This window comes from Adhaeribacter rhizoryzae (assembly GCF_008629685.1).
GTDB classification, from domain to species: domain Bacteria; phylum Bacteroidota; class Bacteroidia; order Cytophagales; family Hymenobacteraceae; genus Adhaeribacter; species Adhaeribacter rhizoryzae.
Genome location: NZ_VWSF01000001.1, coordinates 370,627 through 385,773, shown reverse-complemented (window position 1 = coordinate 385,773; position 15,147 = coordinate 370,627). Strand labels below are relative to the sequence as shown.

Here is a 15,147-nt window from a genome sequence, read left to right as displayed (position 1 = left end):
AGTTAATTGTATTTAGGGTCAATAAAATTTTCGGTAAAATTAAAACATTTAAATAAAATTGCGCTCCAGCGTGCTTTTAAACAAACCGTACCCGTGTTTATTCAGGTTTTAACACGTGGTTTCCAACCGCGCTATTAAATGGCAAAGGTCGGTTACATCCCGCTCCCGGGTAAGGTTCTGATACGTTATATGAGCCGTTTCATAAAATTGCTTTCGCTTAGCCAGGGTTTCGGTTAAAAACTGCTTTATTTCTTCGGTACTTTTACCAGCCACCAGGGGGCGCTGCTCCCGGCCATGTCCGGTCAGGCGCTCCAGCAACACCGTTATAGGTGCTTTCAGGTATACGGTAGTACCGTGCTGGTTCATATAAGCCATGCTATTATGAAAACAGGGAGCTCCGCCGCCGGTGGCAATTACGCTGCCGGGTGCCTGCGTTGCTAATGCCCGCAAAGAGCGTGCCTCAATCTCCCGAAAGTAAACTTCGCCGTGGCTGGAGAATATTTGCCGTATGGCCGAACCTTCTTTTTCTTCTAAATATTCATCTAAATCAAAAAAGGGAACGTGTAAGGTAGCGGCCAGTTTGCGGCCTATGGTTGATTTTCCGGCTCCCGGCATTCCCACAAAAAAAATTGGTCGACTCATTTTTACACCATTAAACGGATTAAGGTAGTATTTAGATTCTAAAAATTATCATTTAAGTAAGACTCACTGGTTACTAAGTATTTATGCGGAAGGAAAATTATTTAGTCCGCTTGCAGAAAGGATGCTTGCACAGGTATTGGCCAAGCCACTTTTAAAGTTTTACCCGCGGATCGATGAGGGCGTAAAGCACATCTACCAGAATATTTATCAGCACAAATAAAAATGCAATAAACAAAGTTGCGCCCATTACTACCGGAAAATCTAAGTTCTCGACGGCATGAATGGTAACCGCACCAATTCCTTTCCAGTTAAAAATATATTCGATAAAAAAAGCGCCGGCCATTAATGAAGCCAGCCAACCCGACACTGCCGTTATTACCGGATTTAAAGCATTTTTAAGGCCGTGTCCCACTACTACCCGGTAACTGGGCAAGCCTTTGGCCCGCGCCGTACGCATATAATCCTGCGAAAGTACCTCTATCATGGAACTACGGGTAAGTTGGGTAATTACCGCAAGCGGCCGAATGCCCAACGCAAAAGCCGGCAATATTAAATTACGCAGCACCAAATGTTTGCCCGTAAAAGCATCTATTTCGTACAACTGCCCGGTTAAACTCAGGCCGGTTACGTGGCTCCAGTAAAAACCAAAGGTAATGGCAATTAAAATAGCGGCTACAAACGAAGGCACCGAAATACCCAGCACCGAAGTAGAAATAAGCAGATGATCGAGCCAGCTATGGGGCTTTAGCGCCGCTATAATGCCAAACGAAATGCCCAACACCGTAGCCAGAAGCATAGCCGCTCCGGCCAGCCAAAGTGTACCGGTTAAGTGGTCTAATAAAATAGCGGTTACTTTTTTATTACTCTGGAAGGAGCGCCGCAAATAAGGGGTTTTCAGCACCAGTACATTTTGGCCAAAAGAAAGTAGCGGCGTGTACTCGTATTTCTCCTGGTTTGCGGCAGCTGCTGCGTGCACCGAGATCGGCGAAATATCGTTCAGGTAAAAAAGCAATTGCTCGGGTAAGGGTTTATCCAGGCCCAGTTCAGTAGAGATGGCTTCGCGGGTAGCTAAATCGCTGCGCTGGCCGGCGAGTAAGGCTACCGGGTCGCCGGGCAATACGTTAAACAGAAAAAAAATGGCTACTACTACGCCCAGCATTATCAGCACGCCGTGCCCCAGCCGGTTAAGCAGAAAGCCAATTATTTTCATAGCAACTCCTGAACGGTTTGCAGGTCGGGCACATCGTTGTAATGCCACTTACCTACTACCACGCCATTTTGCAGCAACATAATGCCGGGGTTGGCTCTAATCATGGTTTTCAGCACGGTGCCATCGGCAAAATAATACGGCGCGGCCAGATTTACTTCGTGCCTAAAAATATCAAAATCCTGACTGCTGCTGGAAGTAAGCACCATGGGTTCTATATTTTTGGCCGTTGCTTTTTCTGCGCCGCTAATTAAATTATTAATCTCGCTAAAGCTCTCGGGGTGCGATTTGCGCACATCCTGCACAATAATGAGCAACTTATTTCCCTGAAAAACCTGTTGCGTAAAATCGCCGCTGTCGTTCCAAACGTTAAAATCGGTTATTTTGGGTCCGGCTTCCGGGTTCAGGGCTACCATTTGCTTAAACTTAAAAGTAGTATCCTTGGGGTAATCGGTAAACTCCTGCGTTTCGCCGTTTTTCTCCATAATGTACTTGTACTTCAGTTGCTCAGATGGTTTCATGAGCGCCGGAATATTATTACCTACTTTGTAAGCCCTAAAATCGATGAAAGGCTCGTGTAAATAAGCATAAATGCCAATGCCAAACGAGATAACGGCCGTAATGGCCACGGCCCAAGTGGTAGTGTTTTCGCGCGGCGGACGAGGCAAATATTTTTGGGTAGCCAGCAAAATAATAATCATCACCAGCAGTACCACGTCTTTGGTAAACGATTGCCACGGCGTAAGTTTAATGGCATCGCCGAAGCAACCGCAATCGGTTACCTTGTTAAAATAAGCCGAGTAAAACGTGAGGAACGTAAAGAATACGATCATTAGCAGCAAACTCACCAGTATCTGCCGCAGACGCCACCGCAGCAGCAAGGCCACGCCCAAAATAATTTCCAGCGCACTTAAAATAATAGATAAGTACAAGGCATAAGGCTCCAGGGCCAGAAATAGCGAGGAAAAATCGGTGGCGAAAACCTCAAAATATTCTTCGAGTTTAATGGCCGTACCCACCGGGTCGTTAATTTTTATCAGGCCCGAAAAAATAAACAGGCCACCTACCAACAGCCAGCAGATTCTGCTAATGAGTTTCATGTATAGCGAAATTTAATTTAATCAAAACAAAAACAGCGTAGTTTATCATGTCGCGGTAATTGGCTTCCACGCCTTCCGAAATCAGGGTTTGCCCCTGGTTATCTTCTATCTGTTTGGTCCGGTACAGTTTCATTAAAATAATATCGGTTATCGAGCTAATGCGCATGTCGCGCCAGGCCTCGCCGTAATCGTGGTTTTTGTTCAGCAGCAGTTCTATATTTTCGGCAATTTCCTGGTCGTACCTGTTTTCTACTTCCGAAGCCGGAATTTCCAACTCGGCCCGATCCTGCAATTTTAGTTGCATTAAAGCAATTACGCAGTAATTTATAATGCCCACAAACTCCGAAGTAATGTCTTCGTCTACCTTTTGCACGCCCTTTTCCTGGATAGATCGGATGCGCTGGGCCTTGATAAATATTTGGTCGGTAATAGAGGGCAGGCGTAAAATACGCCAGGCCGTTCCGTAGTCGCGGGTTTTTTTCAGGAAAATATTCTTGCAAGCTTTTATAACCCTATTATATTCCTGGAGAGTTTGATTAATCAATTTTTTGGCGTTATTTTAAAGGAAATTGCGATTTGTACCCAGTTTTGAAAGCGAAAGATACAGTTTTTTATAAAAAGAGTACGCTTAATGCCCGCGGAAAAATAGTTTCGCTAGCCAGCCCGGTGGTAATGGGAATATTAAATATTACCCCCGATTCTTTTTATGAAGGCAGTCGCTATAACACCTCCGCAGCCTTTATGGCGCAGGCCGAAAAAATGCTGCAGGAAGGCGCTGCTATCCTGGATATTGGCGGTTATTCGAGTCGGCCGGGAGCCGTTAATATTTCGCCGGATGAAGAACTGAAGCGGGTTATACCGGCCATCAAAGCCATTCGCCAAGCCTTTCCGGATTGCCTGATTTCGATTGATACTTTCCGGGCAAAGGTAGCCGAAGCGGCCATAAATGCCGGGGCAGATATGATAAACGATATTTCGGGCGGCGAATTAGATCCGGAAATGTTTAAAACTGTTGGCCGGTTGCGGGTACCGTATATTTTGATGCACATGCGCGGAAATCCGCAAACCATGAACCGGCTTACGCAGTATGAAGATATTATACTGGATTTAATTAATTATTTCGAAGAAAAAACAGCGGCCCTGTATGCCCTGGGCCTGACCGATATAATTATTGACCCGGGCTTTGGCTTTGCCAAAACCTTAGACCAGAATTACGAGATACTGCGCCGGTTGGATGACCTGAAAATAATGGGCTTGCCTCTGTTGGCAGGTTTATCGCGGAAGTCGATGACTTATAAAATGCTGGATATACCCGCCTCGGAAGCTTTGGCCGGCACCATTGCTTTAAATACAATTGCTTTAATGCACGGTGCCAATATTTTGCGGGTACACGACGTTAAGGAAGCTGTGCAAACCATTAAATTATTTAATAAAAGTGTAACCCATTGAAACTGCTGTTTACCATAGGATTTTTAGATATTAACTGGCTGGACGTTGTAGACGTTTTGCTGGTAACTATCCTATTGTATCAACTTTACAAGGTTTTAACCGGCAGCGTTGCGCTTAAAATATTTGTTGGGTTTCTTTCTATTTACTTGCTCTACCTGGTGGTAAAAGCCCTGGGCATGGAGCTGCTTACCATTATTCTGGGGCAATTTATGGGCGTGGGTGTGCTGGCGGCCATTATTTTGTTTCAGCAAGAAATCAGGCGGTTTTTGCTCATGATTGGCAAAACCACGGCCTTCGACAACGATAAATTTTTTAAAGGTTTTCCGTGGCGTAAAAACGATAATGGCAACCGCCTTAACTTAACGCCTTTTATTGAAGCGGCTAAATCGCTGGCCGGTAAAAACACCGGGGCGCTTATTGTTTTTGCGCTCAGCTCCGAATTAAAATTTTACGCCGAATCGGGAGATTTAATTGATGCGGCTATTTCCAAGCGCTTGTTACTTTCTATTTTTAACAAAACCAGTCCGTTGCACGATGGTGCCGTAATTATTGCGGATGGCCGGATTAAAGCGGCCCGTTGTATTTTACCCGTTAGCGATAATAAAGAAATTCCGGCTTCGATGGGTTTGCGGCACCGCGCGGCTATTGGCTTAACCGAAGTAACCGATAGTGTAGTATTGGTAGTATCAGAAGAAACCGGGCAAATATCACTGGTCCGGAATGGCCAGGTTTTCCGGAATTTGGCAGCAGCCGATTTGCGCTCGCGGCTTAACCATTTCCTCTTCGACATAGAGCCTAAAGTCCACGCTGAAAAATCAGTTTCGGCCGCTTAATATTTTGCAGGCAAATTTCAGGAGTAATACCAAACAGTAATTCATTACTTACCATAATATAAAATCTCCTGATTGTCATGCTGAAAGCATCTATTTTTTAGAAAGTAAAGTAGGTGATTACCGCTTTACCGGCTTTACCTGTTACACAGTTTATCCAATAGATCTTTTCAAGATGACAAATAGGAAAAATTATTATGGTAGATAGTAAATACTATGCGGTATAATATTTTAGTTAGATAGATTTAAGCCAGTCGTGCGCCAGCTTCTCTTCGTCGAAATAATGGACCTCAATAATGCCTTCGCGCAATACCCGGCGGTTAGAGGTTTCTACGCTCATTCTGCCAAAAAAATCTTCCGGCATTAAAAAAGCCATGTGCCGCAAACCTACTCTTTTCGCTTCGGGGTACCATACTTCATCAATCCAGCGCTGATTTTCCTGCACCATAACTTTTAATCCGCGGGTATCAATCAGGGCTTTGGTAATATTGGTTTCTTTTACCAGTTCCAAAGTTCTAAAGCAGCGCCGCTTAAATTCTGCGGGTTTCATAAAGTCGTCGAAGACTGCTACTAAAGCGCCCAGTTGCTGATCTACGTAATTGGTTTCTTCCATTTTCCCGACTTTATGTAGATACAATAATAGTATAGAAAGATTATTATTTACGTATGTTTTAGCAGAAAAATCTAAAATATTTAATAAATTATTATAAAAATAATTACAAAACGCGCTTATAATAGTAACTACCTGCGCTGATATTCAGTAGCTTGTTTATATTTTTTTCTGATGCGGCTGACATGGCAAAGTACGGTAAAACTTTCTGGGGAAAAGAATGGCTGAATGCCCTTAACAACATTGATTTTGGCAACCGCTTACCGCGGGGCAGCAGCTATGCGTCTAAAGGCGCTATTACTTCGGTTATTATTAACCATCATAATATTGATGCCAAAGTACAAGGCTCCCGGCCCCGGCCTTATAAAGTTTTGATAAGCGTGCCGGAATTTACACCCAAGCAACAAGAAACATTAACCGATTTGCTGGCCGGTAACCCGGCTTGGTTGGCTAGCTTGCTTAACCGGCAACTACCGCCGGAATTACTCAGCCTTTCGCGCCAGCAGGGTATTTATATTTTCCCGAAACAGTGGAGCGATTTAGAAATGAGTTGCTCCTGCCCCGATTTTGCGGTGCCTTGCAAACACCTGGCGGCTGTGGTGTATATATTGGCCAACGAAATAGATTTAAATCCGATGTTGGAGCTGCAGTTGCATGGCTACGATGCGGTGGCGGCCCTGCAAAGCCGCCAAATAAATATTACCGAAAGCCTGACCGAACCAGTAGAAGATTTATTCGCTCATCTGCAATATTACCAGCCCCGGCCTTTGGTCATTAACGAGGAAATATTCACGCAACTCGACTTAGCCCCAATACCATTTATCGGCGACAGCTTTCTAAATTTATTACCGGCAGCTACCCCGTTTCATGCGAGCGATTTTAAAAGTTTGCTGCTGGCCCATCTGAAATACGTGCGCAAAGCCGAAATTAACCTGACCCAGGTATGGCGCAAAAAAGCTAATTTTGGTTTAAATACTTGTATAGAAGGCTTTGTGTTGATAGACTCAAACTGGCAACAAGCCCGGCTGCGCCTGATTTATGAGCACCACACCAAAGAAATAGGGTTAATAGAATGGCTTAGCGAAACGTTAAAAGACTTGAAAGAAGATGCCAATTTGGTAACTGATTGGCCGCCCACCTTACAATTATTGCATGCTTACCTGCGTCTGGCTCTTAAATTATTAGTTCAGAGTGCAATATTGCCTAAATTATTTCGGGCGAATAATACACACTTGGTGCAATGGGAGCCGCTGCTGCAAAACGAGGCCGTTAACAATGCTTTACAGCCGTTTATTTTTCTTAGCCCCGCCGAACTGCTTCAGGTAGAAACAAATAAAAATAAATATTCTATTTTCCCCCAAGCAGAAACCGCCGTGCGGCTGACCAGTGTTTTTATTGGGGAAATCTTAAAAGAAGTTACCTGGCAAAGCAGCCGTTTCGACCAGAACGATTATTTTCAGCAGCTTTTCTTTGGCGAAACGTTGCCGCTACCCCGTACTTTAAAGCCCGACCAGGTATTTCCGGCTTTGCAGTTGTGGCTCCGGATGCTGCACCTCTCACAACGCGATTGGGTTCCGGTTATTCAGGTAGAAGAAGATTTTCCGGAATTCCGGCTGTCTGTAGCAGTGCGCCAGCACGAAAGCCAAACACTGCAAGCGCCGGTACCGCTACATCGGTTTAAAACAGAAGAAAAATACCAGCAGCAAAAATTACCGGTAATAAAAGATTTAATGCTGTTGCAGGAGCATTTCCCCGACATAGCCAGGGTCGTAAATACCGAACACGAATTGCACCTACGCTACGACCCGGAAAATTTTGCCGATGTGTTGCTGAAAATATTGCCTTTGCTGGGTTTACTGGGCATGGAAATATTGCTGCCTAAATCGCTGCGCCACCTGGTAAAACCGCAAGCTGCGCTGCGCCTTTCTTCCTCGGCCAAAGATAAAGTGCGTAGCTGGCTCGATTTGCAAAACCTGCTCGATTTTGACTGGCAAGTGGCCTTGGGCGAGGAAGCATTGGAGGCAAAGGAATTCCTGAAACTGGTAAAAGATGCTAGCGGCATTGTAAAACTGCGCGACCGCTTTATTCACCTGACACCCGAAGACCTGGAAAAACTAATGAAGCAACTGCAGAAACCGCCCACCCTGTCGAAACAGGAGGCCATGCGGGTGCTGTTTGCCGAAGAATACCAGGGCGTTCCCATTCAGGTAACCGACGAATTGCGGAAAATATTAAAAGAATTAACTTCGGTAAAAGCCATTGCCCCGCCAGCTACTTTGCAGGCCACGCGGCGCCCTTACCAGCAGCGGGGTTACGAGTGGTTGTATAAAAACAGTCGTGTAGGCTTTGGCAGTATTTTGGCCGACGACATGGGCCTGGGTAAAACGTTGCAAACCATTACTTTGCTGCTAAAACTTAAAGACGATGACCAACTGACTAAAGCCAAGGCGTTAATAGTGGCTCCCACTACCCTGCTTACCAACTGGAGCCGTGAACTGGAAAAATTTGCGCCTAATTTAACCTACAGTATTTACCATGGGCCTAACCGCAACCTGAAAAATATGGACGGGCAGGATGTTTTGCTTACTTCTTACGGCACCATTCGCTCCGATGTCGAAAAACTGAACGGATATAAATGGCAGGTACTCATAATTGATGAAGCTCAGAATATTAAAAACCCGGATACGGCCCAAACCAAAGCTATTAAAAGCCTAAAAGCCAACCTGAAAATAGCTTTGAGCGGCACCCCCGTCGAAAACCGGTTGAGTGAGTACTGGAGTATTTTTGATTTTACAAACAAAGGCTTTCTGGGCACGGCTCATTTTTTCCAGGAGTACTTTGCCCGACCCATCTCCCTTGATCACGATCACCAGAAATTAGCCGCTTTCCGGAAACTAACCGAGCCTTTTGTGCTGCGTCGCCTTAAAACCGACAAAACTATTATTTCGGATTTGCCGGATAAAATAGAAAACACCCTGTATTGTTCGCTGGCCAAAGAGCAGGCCGCCGTTTACGAAAATGTGGTAGACCAGGCGATGCAGCAGGTAGAAGACAGTGAAGGCATAGAACGCAAAGGTCTGGTGTTAAAAATGATGACGGCCCTGAAACAAATTTGCAACCACCCTTACCAGTATTTAAAAGAAGGTAAACGCGACCCAACGCACTCGGGCAAGTTGCAACTATTATTGGATATTCTCCGGCCTATTCAGGAAAATGGGGAAAAAACTTTAATTTTTACCCAGTACAAAAAAATGGGCGAGTTGCTGGTGGCTTTTCTGGAGCAGGAATTTGGAGCTGCTCCCCTGTTCCTGCACGGTTCCCAAACGCGGCAACAGCGCGACGAATTGGTAAATGCCTTTCAGAACTTCCGCCATCACCGAATATTTATTTTGTCTTTAAAAGCTGGCGGCACCGGGCTTAACCTTACCGCAGCCCAAAACGTGGTGCATTACGATTTGTGGTGGAACCCGGCCGTAGAAGCTCAGGCCACCGACCGCGCTTACCGCATCGGGCAAAAACAGAACGTAATGCTTTACCGCCTCCTGAGCAAAGGCACCCTCGAAGAAAAAATAGACGATATGATCCGCGCAAAAAAAGAACTGGCCGACCTTACCGTGGGTACCGGCGAAAAATGGTTGGGCGAACTAAATAATAAGGAACTGCGGGATTTGGTTAAATTATCAGCGCGGGTAGAGGGCGAAGCTGTATAAATTGCGGGAAAGCTCCGTTAACTTATCCTGCTGCAGGCGTTCTTTTACCGGGGCTTACTTTTTCTTTTTACTCTTTTTCAAAACCGGCTGCTGCCCTTCTTTTTGCATGGCCGATAAATAAAAGCTCAAGCTAGCCGTTCCATCCATCGTGGGTTCATTGGTAGAATAATCGCCAAAGTCGTCGTGGTAAACTACCAGCCGCGACTGGAACGGGCTGAATTCATCGGGTTCTTCCAGGGCAATACCTTTCAGGTTATTGTAAATGCTGCCGTAAACCGGGCCATCAACCAAACCGCCGTTTAGCACATAGCCGTTTAGTTTAGTTAGCGAAGAATGAGGCGCTTTGGGGTAAATTCCTTTGTCGGGCAGGCCAATAATCATGCTGGTACCCCAGGGATTGCAGCCAAAAAGCCAATCGCGGAGGCTGGCTTCCATGGCAGCAAATTGGTTATCCTGGGTTAGTTGCCGGTACAGGTAGCATTGGGTTACCAAGGCAGTCACCAAATTATTTGAGCACCAGATAAAAGGCACGCCCATCAGAAAAGGATTATGTTTACCCCGGTTGTAAACGCCTTCTAAACCTTTTTTCAGGTAGCCCGCAAATATTTGCTTATCAGCTTCGCTCTGCGTTGCCAGATAATAATGCCCCAGGTTGAGAAAAGGGTACCATTGGTAATGGCGGGCGGTATCAGCCCCCATCCAGGGCGTAACTGGTTCCTGCTGCCCAAAACGGCGGGCCTGTTCTAAATATTCCGGACGGTTGGTGATTTTACTCAGTTGTATGGCGGCCAGCTCCATATCGTCTACCCAATTATCTTCTTCGTAGAAATAAGGCGCACGGCCGGGTGCCGTTTGGCAAACACCCGGATTGGCTAAGCCGTGCGCGTACGCTTCCTGGGCTTTAATTTCTAAGTTTTGCGCATAATTGGGGTAATATTTAGCTAACAGTTGAGCTCCTAAGCTATAAGCCGAGGCGTATTTGCCGGCCGTATAGGCAATACCGGTTGCCCGGTTTTTATAAGCAAAAGAACCCTGGGGTTTACCGGTGGCAAAATAAACCGGCCGCTCCAGACCTTTGCCGTAACTAACTTTATCGTGGTTGGGAAGGCGGTAGCCCACGTGGTCGCGGTCATCGGCGAGCTGGTTATACATTTCGGTTTTAGCCGGGTTCATGCGCAGCAGCCAGTCCAGGCCCCATTTTGCCTCGTCCAGAATATCCGGAATATTGTTTTTACCCGGATTACCGTTGGCATCAAAATCATCGCCGAAGGCTTCGGGGTGGTGCTCGTACGCAAACAGCATCTGGAAGGTAGCATTGGCCGAAGTAGTAACGTATTGCAGGTAATCGGTGGCATCGTGCCAGCCGCCTACAGTATTAATATGCGCCGAATCGCCGCTGGGATGAAACACCCGGAAACCATCTTGGGTATGGCAGGAATCTTGCAGAAAAGGATTATACCCGCACCGTTGCTGCCGCATGTATTGCAAAATATGGTCGGCGGTATTATCGTAAACCGCCGCATTAATCCGGAATACTGGTGATTTCGTACTTCCGCTTTGCAGGTAATATTCGCCTTCCTGGTTAAACTTCGAAAAATCGAGGCGAGAACCCTTTTTGAAAGCGGCATAAGCATCAAACTTTTCGGTTTTGTTGCTTTTAAAAACAATCTTGTTCGTCCTGGCTTCGCGCAACTCAAAACGTTTCGCCGGATTGTTATCTTCTTTACTTACCCATACGGCCACTTTCGTTGCATTTGGTAAATATCCTATCTGGTTAATTCTAATCCAACTGTTTTGGGCTGCTGCACTTTTGGTCATAAACAACAAGAATATTAGCAAAAGCCAGCAGTTTCTGATAATGCCCATGCGGTTGGTTAAGTTTAAGTAAAGCCTCTAAAATTTAGTAAAATTCTGTTCCGGATAAAACTTAAGCTAAAAGAAAAAGCCACTCCGTTTTGGAATGGCTTTCCGGAATAAATATTTAAAAGCTTTTATTGTAACACGCCTAACTCTTTCCCAACTTCGGTAAATGCCTGGATAGCTTTATCTAAATGTTCTTGGGTATGGAAAGCTGAAAGTTGTACCCGAATGCGGGCTTTGCCTTGTGGTACTACCGGGTAATAAAAGCCAATTACATAGATTCCTTTTTCTAATAATTTAGCCGCAAAGTCCTGCGAAAGTTTAGCCTCGTAAAGCATAATGGGGACAATCGGGTGTTCGCCGGGGGTAATCTGAAAACCGGCAGCGGTCATGTGCTCGCGGAAATATTTGGTATTCCACTCCAGTTGGTCGCGGAGTTCGGTCGTTTCCGATAGCATATCCAGCACCGCTATAGAAGCGCCCACAATGGCCGGAGCCAGCGAGTTAGAAAACAAATACGGGCGAGAACGCTGGCGCAGCATTTCAATAATTTCTTTCCGGCCCGATGTAAAACCACCCATCGCGCCACCTAAGGCTTTGCCCAAGGTACCCGTAATAATATCGATGCGGCCCATTACGTTGCGGTATTCGTGGGTGCCGCGGCCGGTTTTGCCAATAAATCCTGACGAATGACTTTCGTCGACCAAGACCAAGGCCCGGTATTTATCGGCGAGGTCGCAGATTTTATCTAATTGGGCAATGGTGCCATCCATCGAGAAAGAACCATCGGTAACAATAATGCGGTGCTTTAATTCTTGGGCTTCCTGCAGTTTTGCTTCCAAATCGGCCATGTCGTTGTGGTTGTAACGAAACCGCTTGGCTTTGCTCAACCGCACACCGTCAATAATTGAAGCGTGGTTCAACGCATCCGAAATAATACCCGAATCTTCGCCCAAAAGCGGTTCAAAAACGCCGCCGTTCGCATCAAAAGCGGCCGCGTACAAAATGGTGTCTTCGGTACCTAAAAATTGGGCTAATTTCCGCTCCAGTTCTTTGTGAATATCCTGCGTACCGCAAATAAATCGCACCGACGACATGCCAAAGCCGTGGCTATCGATGGTGCGTTTGGCCGCCTCAATTACCCGCGGGTGCGACGATAAACCTAAATAATTATTTGCGCAAAAGTTGAGCACTTCTTTGCCTTCGGTAGTCTTTATTTCGGCTCCCTGTGGGGTAGTAATTATGCGCTCACGCTTAAAAAGACCGGCTTCCTGTATTTCGGCCAGTTGTTTTTCTAGGTCAGGTTTTAAAGTATCGTACATCTTTCAGATTTTAAGGAGGCAGTTTTAAGCCAACGCTTTCCGCCTAAAATTATTTATGATTACTTAAGATTTTTTAAACTAAATCAATTCGCCTGGTTCTTCCGGTTTGGTTGGGCGCTTAAAAATAGGCCGCGGCCGTGGCGGCTTCCGGGGCTCTTCGATTGGTTCCGGGGCTATTGGTTCTATGGTTGGAGGCGTTTCAGGCGCTGGTGTTACCGGAACTTCTGAAGTTGGCTCTGCCGGTACCGTTGATTCCGCGGCGGGCGGCGTAGGCCGGCGTATAATGGGTCGCGGGCGCGGTGGCTTTGCTGCTACTGGTTCCAACATCTGTTCCGTTGGGGTAGCTGCCTCACCGGATAGTTCCACGGGAGGTACTATTTCGCTAACCGGTGCTACTGGTGCAGGATTACTTACGGCCTCATTGCTTTCTTCATTTTTTTCTTCTGTTAAAGCAGTGGCAGGCCGCTTAAATATTGGCCGGGGCCGCGGGGGTTTTGGTGCACTTGGGGTTGCGTCTGTACCAGTAGTTTCCGGCTGAACCGGAGTAGCCTTGGTTTCTTCAGTAGCAGCGGGCTCCACCGGGGTTTGGGTTCCCGGCTGATTACTTGGATTTTGCAGCGCCGTTGGCCGCTTAATTACCGGACGCGGGCGCGGTGCTTTCGGTGCCGCTGCCGCTGGATCAGGGTTCGTATGAAAAGGCAACTCAGAGTTAGTACCCGCTTGTGCAACTTGAGTTGTATCGGCGACAGGTTCTGCCGCATTATCCGCTGGCGCTGCTGGTTTCCGGAAAACCGGACGCGGGCGCGGTGCCTTGGGAGCTTCTGCAGGCGCTTCGGGCGGAGTAGCCGGTGCTGCAGCCGGAATATTAGTTTCTGGTACTACCGGCGGCGTTTCGGTGCTAGCGGTAATAACCGGCCGACGAATTACAGGCCGGGCTTTTGGCGGAGCCGGGGTGCTGGTTGGGGTTTCCGCAGTTGGTTCAGTTGAAGTTGATTCGGGCGTTGGGGCAGCAGTTGGTTTTGGAGCACCTGGTATAGCTGCTCGCCGCACGGCTGGCTTGGCTGGTGCTTCGGTAATAGGAGCTGCAATTGGTTTCACGGCCTCGGCTAACCAAAACCGGCGACGCACATCGTTTAACACCATTTTTACCAACATATAAAAGCTGTTGGGGTGCATTTGGGCGTACATCTGCTGCCACTCGGCAAAGCGGTTGGGGTCGCCGGCGGCAAATGCGGCTACATCTATTCTTCGTTTGGTCAGGTCTTCCTCAAAGGTCATTTTTGAACGTGGCTGCTCGGTTTAAGAACGGGTAAATATTCCGTACGTTGCCCGCAAATAATTTCTTATAAAGAGTTCGGGCTGGATTGGGGCAAAGATACGAAACCCACCCGGCTTTAATGGCATATTTAGAATATGCAGTGTATTTGGCTTAATTTGTAAAAAAATTATTTATGACCTCCATCCCCGAAAAAATACTTGTAACCGGTGCCTGCGGGCAGTTAGGTTCAGAATTAACGTTGGAACTGCGTAAAATTTACGGCGAGGCCAACGTTATTGCTTCCGATATTGCCATGCCGCCCAAAGGCGAATTATCCGAATCTGGTCCGTTTGAAGTACTGGACGTTTTAAATCGTCATAACATCGCCGAAAAGGCTTACCGGCATCATATCACGCAAATTTACCATTTGGCAGCGGTACTTTCGGCCACCGGCGAAAGCCGACCTAAATTTACCTGGAAAGTAAACATGAAAGGGTTGGAAAATATGCTGGATTTGGCACTGGATAAAGGTGTTGCTAAAGTTTACTGGCCCAGTTCCATTGCCGTGTTCGGACCCAACACGCCACGCCAAAATACACCGCAGCATACCATCATGGACCCGAATACGGTATATGGCATTAGTAAACAAACCGGTGAGCGCTTTTGCGAATATTATGCCCGGCGGTATAAACTGGATGTGCGCAGCCTGCGTTACCCGGGCCTGATTGGTTACAAAGCCATGCCGGGCGGCGGCACCACCGATTACGCCGTAGATATTTACCACAAAGCCGTGGAAGGCAAATTTTTTACCTGCTACTTACAGGAAGATGCCTATATGCCCATGATGTATATGCCCGATGCCCTAAAAGCTACCCTGGATTTGATGCATGCACCCGCCGAAAATATTACAGTCCGGTCGTCTTATAACCTGGCCGCCATGAGCTTCTCCCCCGCCGAAATAACCGCTTCCATCCAAAAACATGTTCCGGATTTTCAGGTTACTTACGCGCCAGATTTCCGGCAGCAAATTGCCGACTCGTGGCCGCAGAGCATAGACGATACGCCGGCCCGCCAGGACTGGCACTGGCAACCCCAATACGACCTCGACAGTATGACCGCAGATATGCTGGTGAATTTACGCCGGCTGAAAGGCTTGTAG

12 protein-coding genes are annotated in these 15,147 nt (G+C 46.9%); 4 read left to right on the top strand and 8 right to left on the bottom strand.

Features of this window, described 5'->3' with window-relative positions; all coding sequences use genetic code 11:
* Window positions 1-108 precede the first annotated feature (108 nt).
* The 4 genes from F0145_RS01445 to F0145_RS01430 all read right to left on the bottom strand — a co-directional run bounded on the left by F0145_RS01445 (window position 109) and on the right by F0145_RS01430 (window position 3,493).
* Window positions 109-642 carry a shikimate kinase gene (locus F0145_RS01445; RefSeq protein ID WP_150086281.1) on the bottom strand — a complete coding sequence of 178 codons (534 nt, stop codon included), beginning with the start codon at window positions 640-642 and terminating at the stop codon, window positions 109-111.
* Between the two features lie 151 nt (window positions 643-793).
* Window positions 794-1,852: an ABC transporter permease gene (locus F0145_RS01440; protein ID WP_317133162.1), complete on the bottom strand. Its 1,059-nt coding sequence runs from the start codon at window positions 1,850-1,852 to the stop codon at window positions 794-796.
* Window positions 1,849-2,949 carry a BT_3928 family protein gene (locus F0145_RS01435; protein ID WP_150086280.1) on the bottom strand — a complete coding sequence of 367 codons (1,101 nt, stop codon included), beginning with the start codon at window positions 2,947-2,949 and terminating at the stop codon, window positions 1,849-1,851. Before F0145_RS01435 ends, F0145_RS01440 begins: the two co-directional genes overlap by 4 nt.
* A complete protein-coding gene (locus tag F0145_RS01430; RefSeq protein ID WP_150086279.1) occupies window positions 2,936-3,493 on the bottom strand; it encodes a DUF1599 domain-containing protein in 558 nt (185 codons plus the stop codon). The genes F0145_RS01435 and F0145_RS01430 overlap by 14 nt, the downstream gene beginning before the upstream one ends.
* Before the next feature lie 44 nt (window positions 3,494-3,537).
* On the opposite strand from F0145_RS01430, the gene folP reads away from it, so the two are divergent.
* Window positions 3,538-4,398 (top strand): dihydropteroate synthase, encoded by an 861-nt coding sequence (gene folP, locus F0145_RS01425; RefSeq protein ID WP_150086278.1) that lies wholly within the window; start codon window positions 3,538-3,540, stop codon window positions 4,396-4,398.
* Window positions 4,395-5,231, top strand: a complete 837-nt coding sequence (gene cdaA / locus F0145_RS01420) for a diadenylate cyclase CdaA (protein ID WP_150086277.1) — start codon at window positions 4,395-4,397, stop codon at window positions 5,229-5,231. Before folP ends, cdaA begins: the two co-directional genes overlap by 4 nt.
* 232 nt (window positions 5,232-5,463) lie before the next feature.
* Here cdaA and F0145_RS01415 read toward each other — a convergent pair whose 3' ends face one another.
* On the bottom strand, window positions 5,464-5,841 hold the full coding sequence (locus F0145_RS01415) for a hypothetical protein (RefSeq protein ID WP_150086276.1): 378 nt from the start codon (window positions 5,839-5,841) through the stop codon (window positions 5,464-5,466).
* Between the two features lie 152 nt (window positions 5,842-5,993).
* Here F0145_RS01415 and F0145_RS01410 point away from each other — a divergent pair, with 152 nt between their 5' ends.
* Window positions 5,994-9,548 carry a DEAD/DEAH box helicase gene (locus F0145_RS01410; protein ID WP_190277442.1) on the top strand — a complete coding sequence of 1,185 codons (3,555 nt, stop codon included), beginning with the start codon at window positions 5,994-5,996 and terminating at the stop codon, window positions 9,546-9,548.
* A 54-nt stretch (window positions 9,549-9,602) separates the two neighbouring features.
* On the opposite strand, the gene F0145_RS01405 is transcribed toward F0145_RS01410, so the two are convergent.
* The 3 genes from F0145_RS01405 to F0145_RS01395 all read right to left on the bottom strand — a co-directional run bounded on the left by F0145_RS01405 (window position 9,603) and on the right by F0145_RS01395 (window position 14,008).
* Window positions 9,603-11,414, bottom strand: a complete 1,812-nt coding sequence (locus F0145_RS01405; RefSeq protein ID WP_150086274.1) for a glycoside hydrolase family 9 protein — start codon at window positions 11,412-11,414, stop codon at window positions 9,603-9,605.
* Window positions 11,415-11,539: 125 nt separating this feature from the next.
* Window positions 11,540-12,730, bottom strand: a complete 1,191-nt coding sequence (gene kbl / locus F0145_RS01400; RefSeq protein WP_150086273.1) for a glycine C-acetyltransferase — start codon at window positions 12,728-12,730, stop codon at window positions 11,540-11,542.
* 78 nt (window positions 12,731-12,808) lie between these two features.
* The gene (locus F0145_RS01395; protein ID WP_150086272.1) at window positions 12,809-14,008 is read right to left on the bottom strand and encodes a hypothetical protein; all 1,200 of its coding nucleotides are present in this window, start codon (window positions 14,006-14,008) and stop codon (window positions 12,809-12,811) included.
* Window positions 14,009-14,181: 173 nt separating this feature from the next.
* On the opposite strand from F0145_RS01395, the gene F0145_RS01390 reads away from it, so the two are divergent.
* Window positions 14,182-15,147: an NAD-dependent epimerase/dehydratase family protein gene (locus F0145_RS01390; RefSeq protein ID WP_150086271.1), complete on the top strand. Its 966-nt coding sequence runs from the start codon at window positions 14,182-14,184 to the stop codon at window positions 15,145-15,147.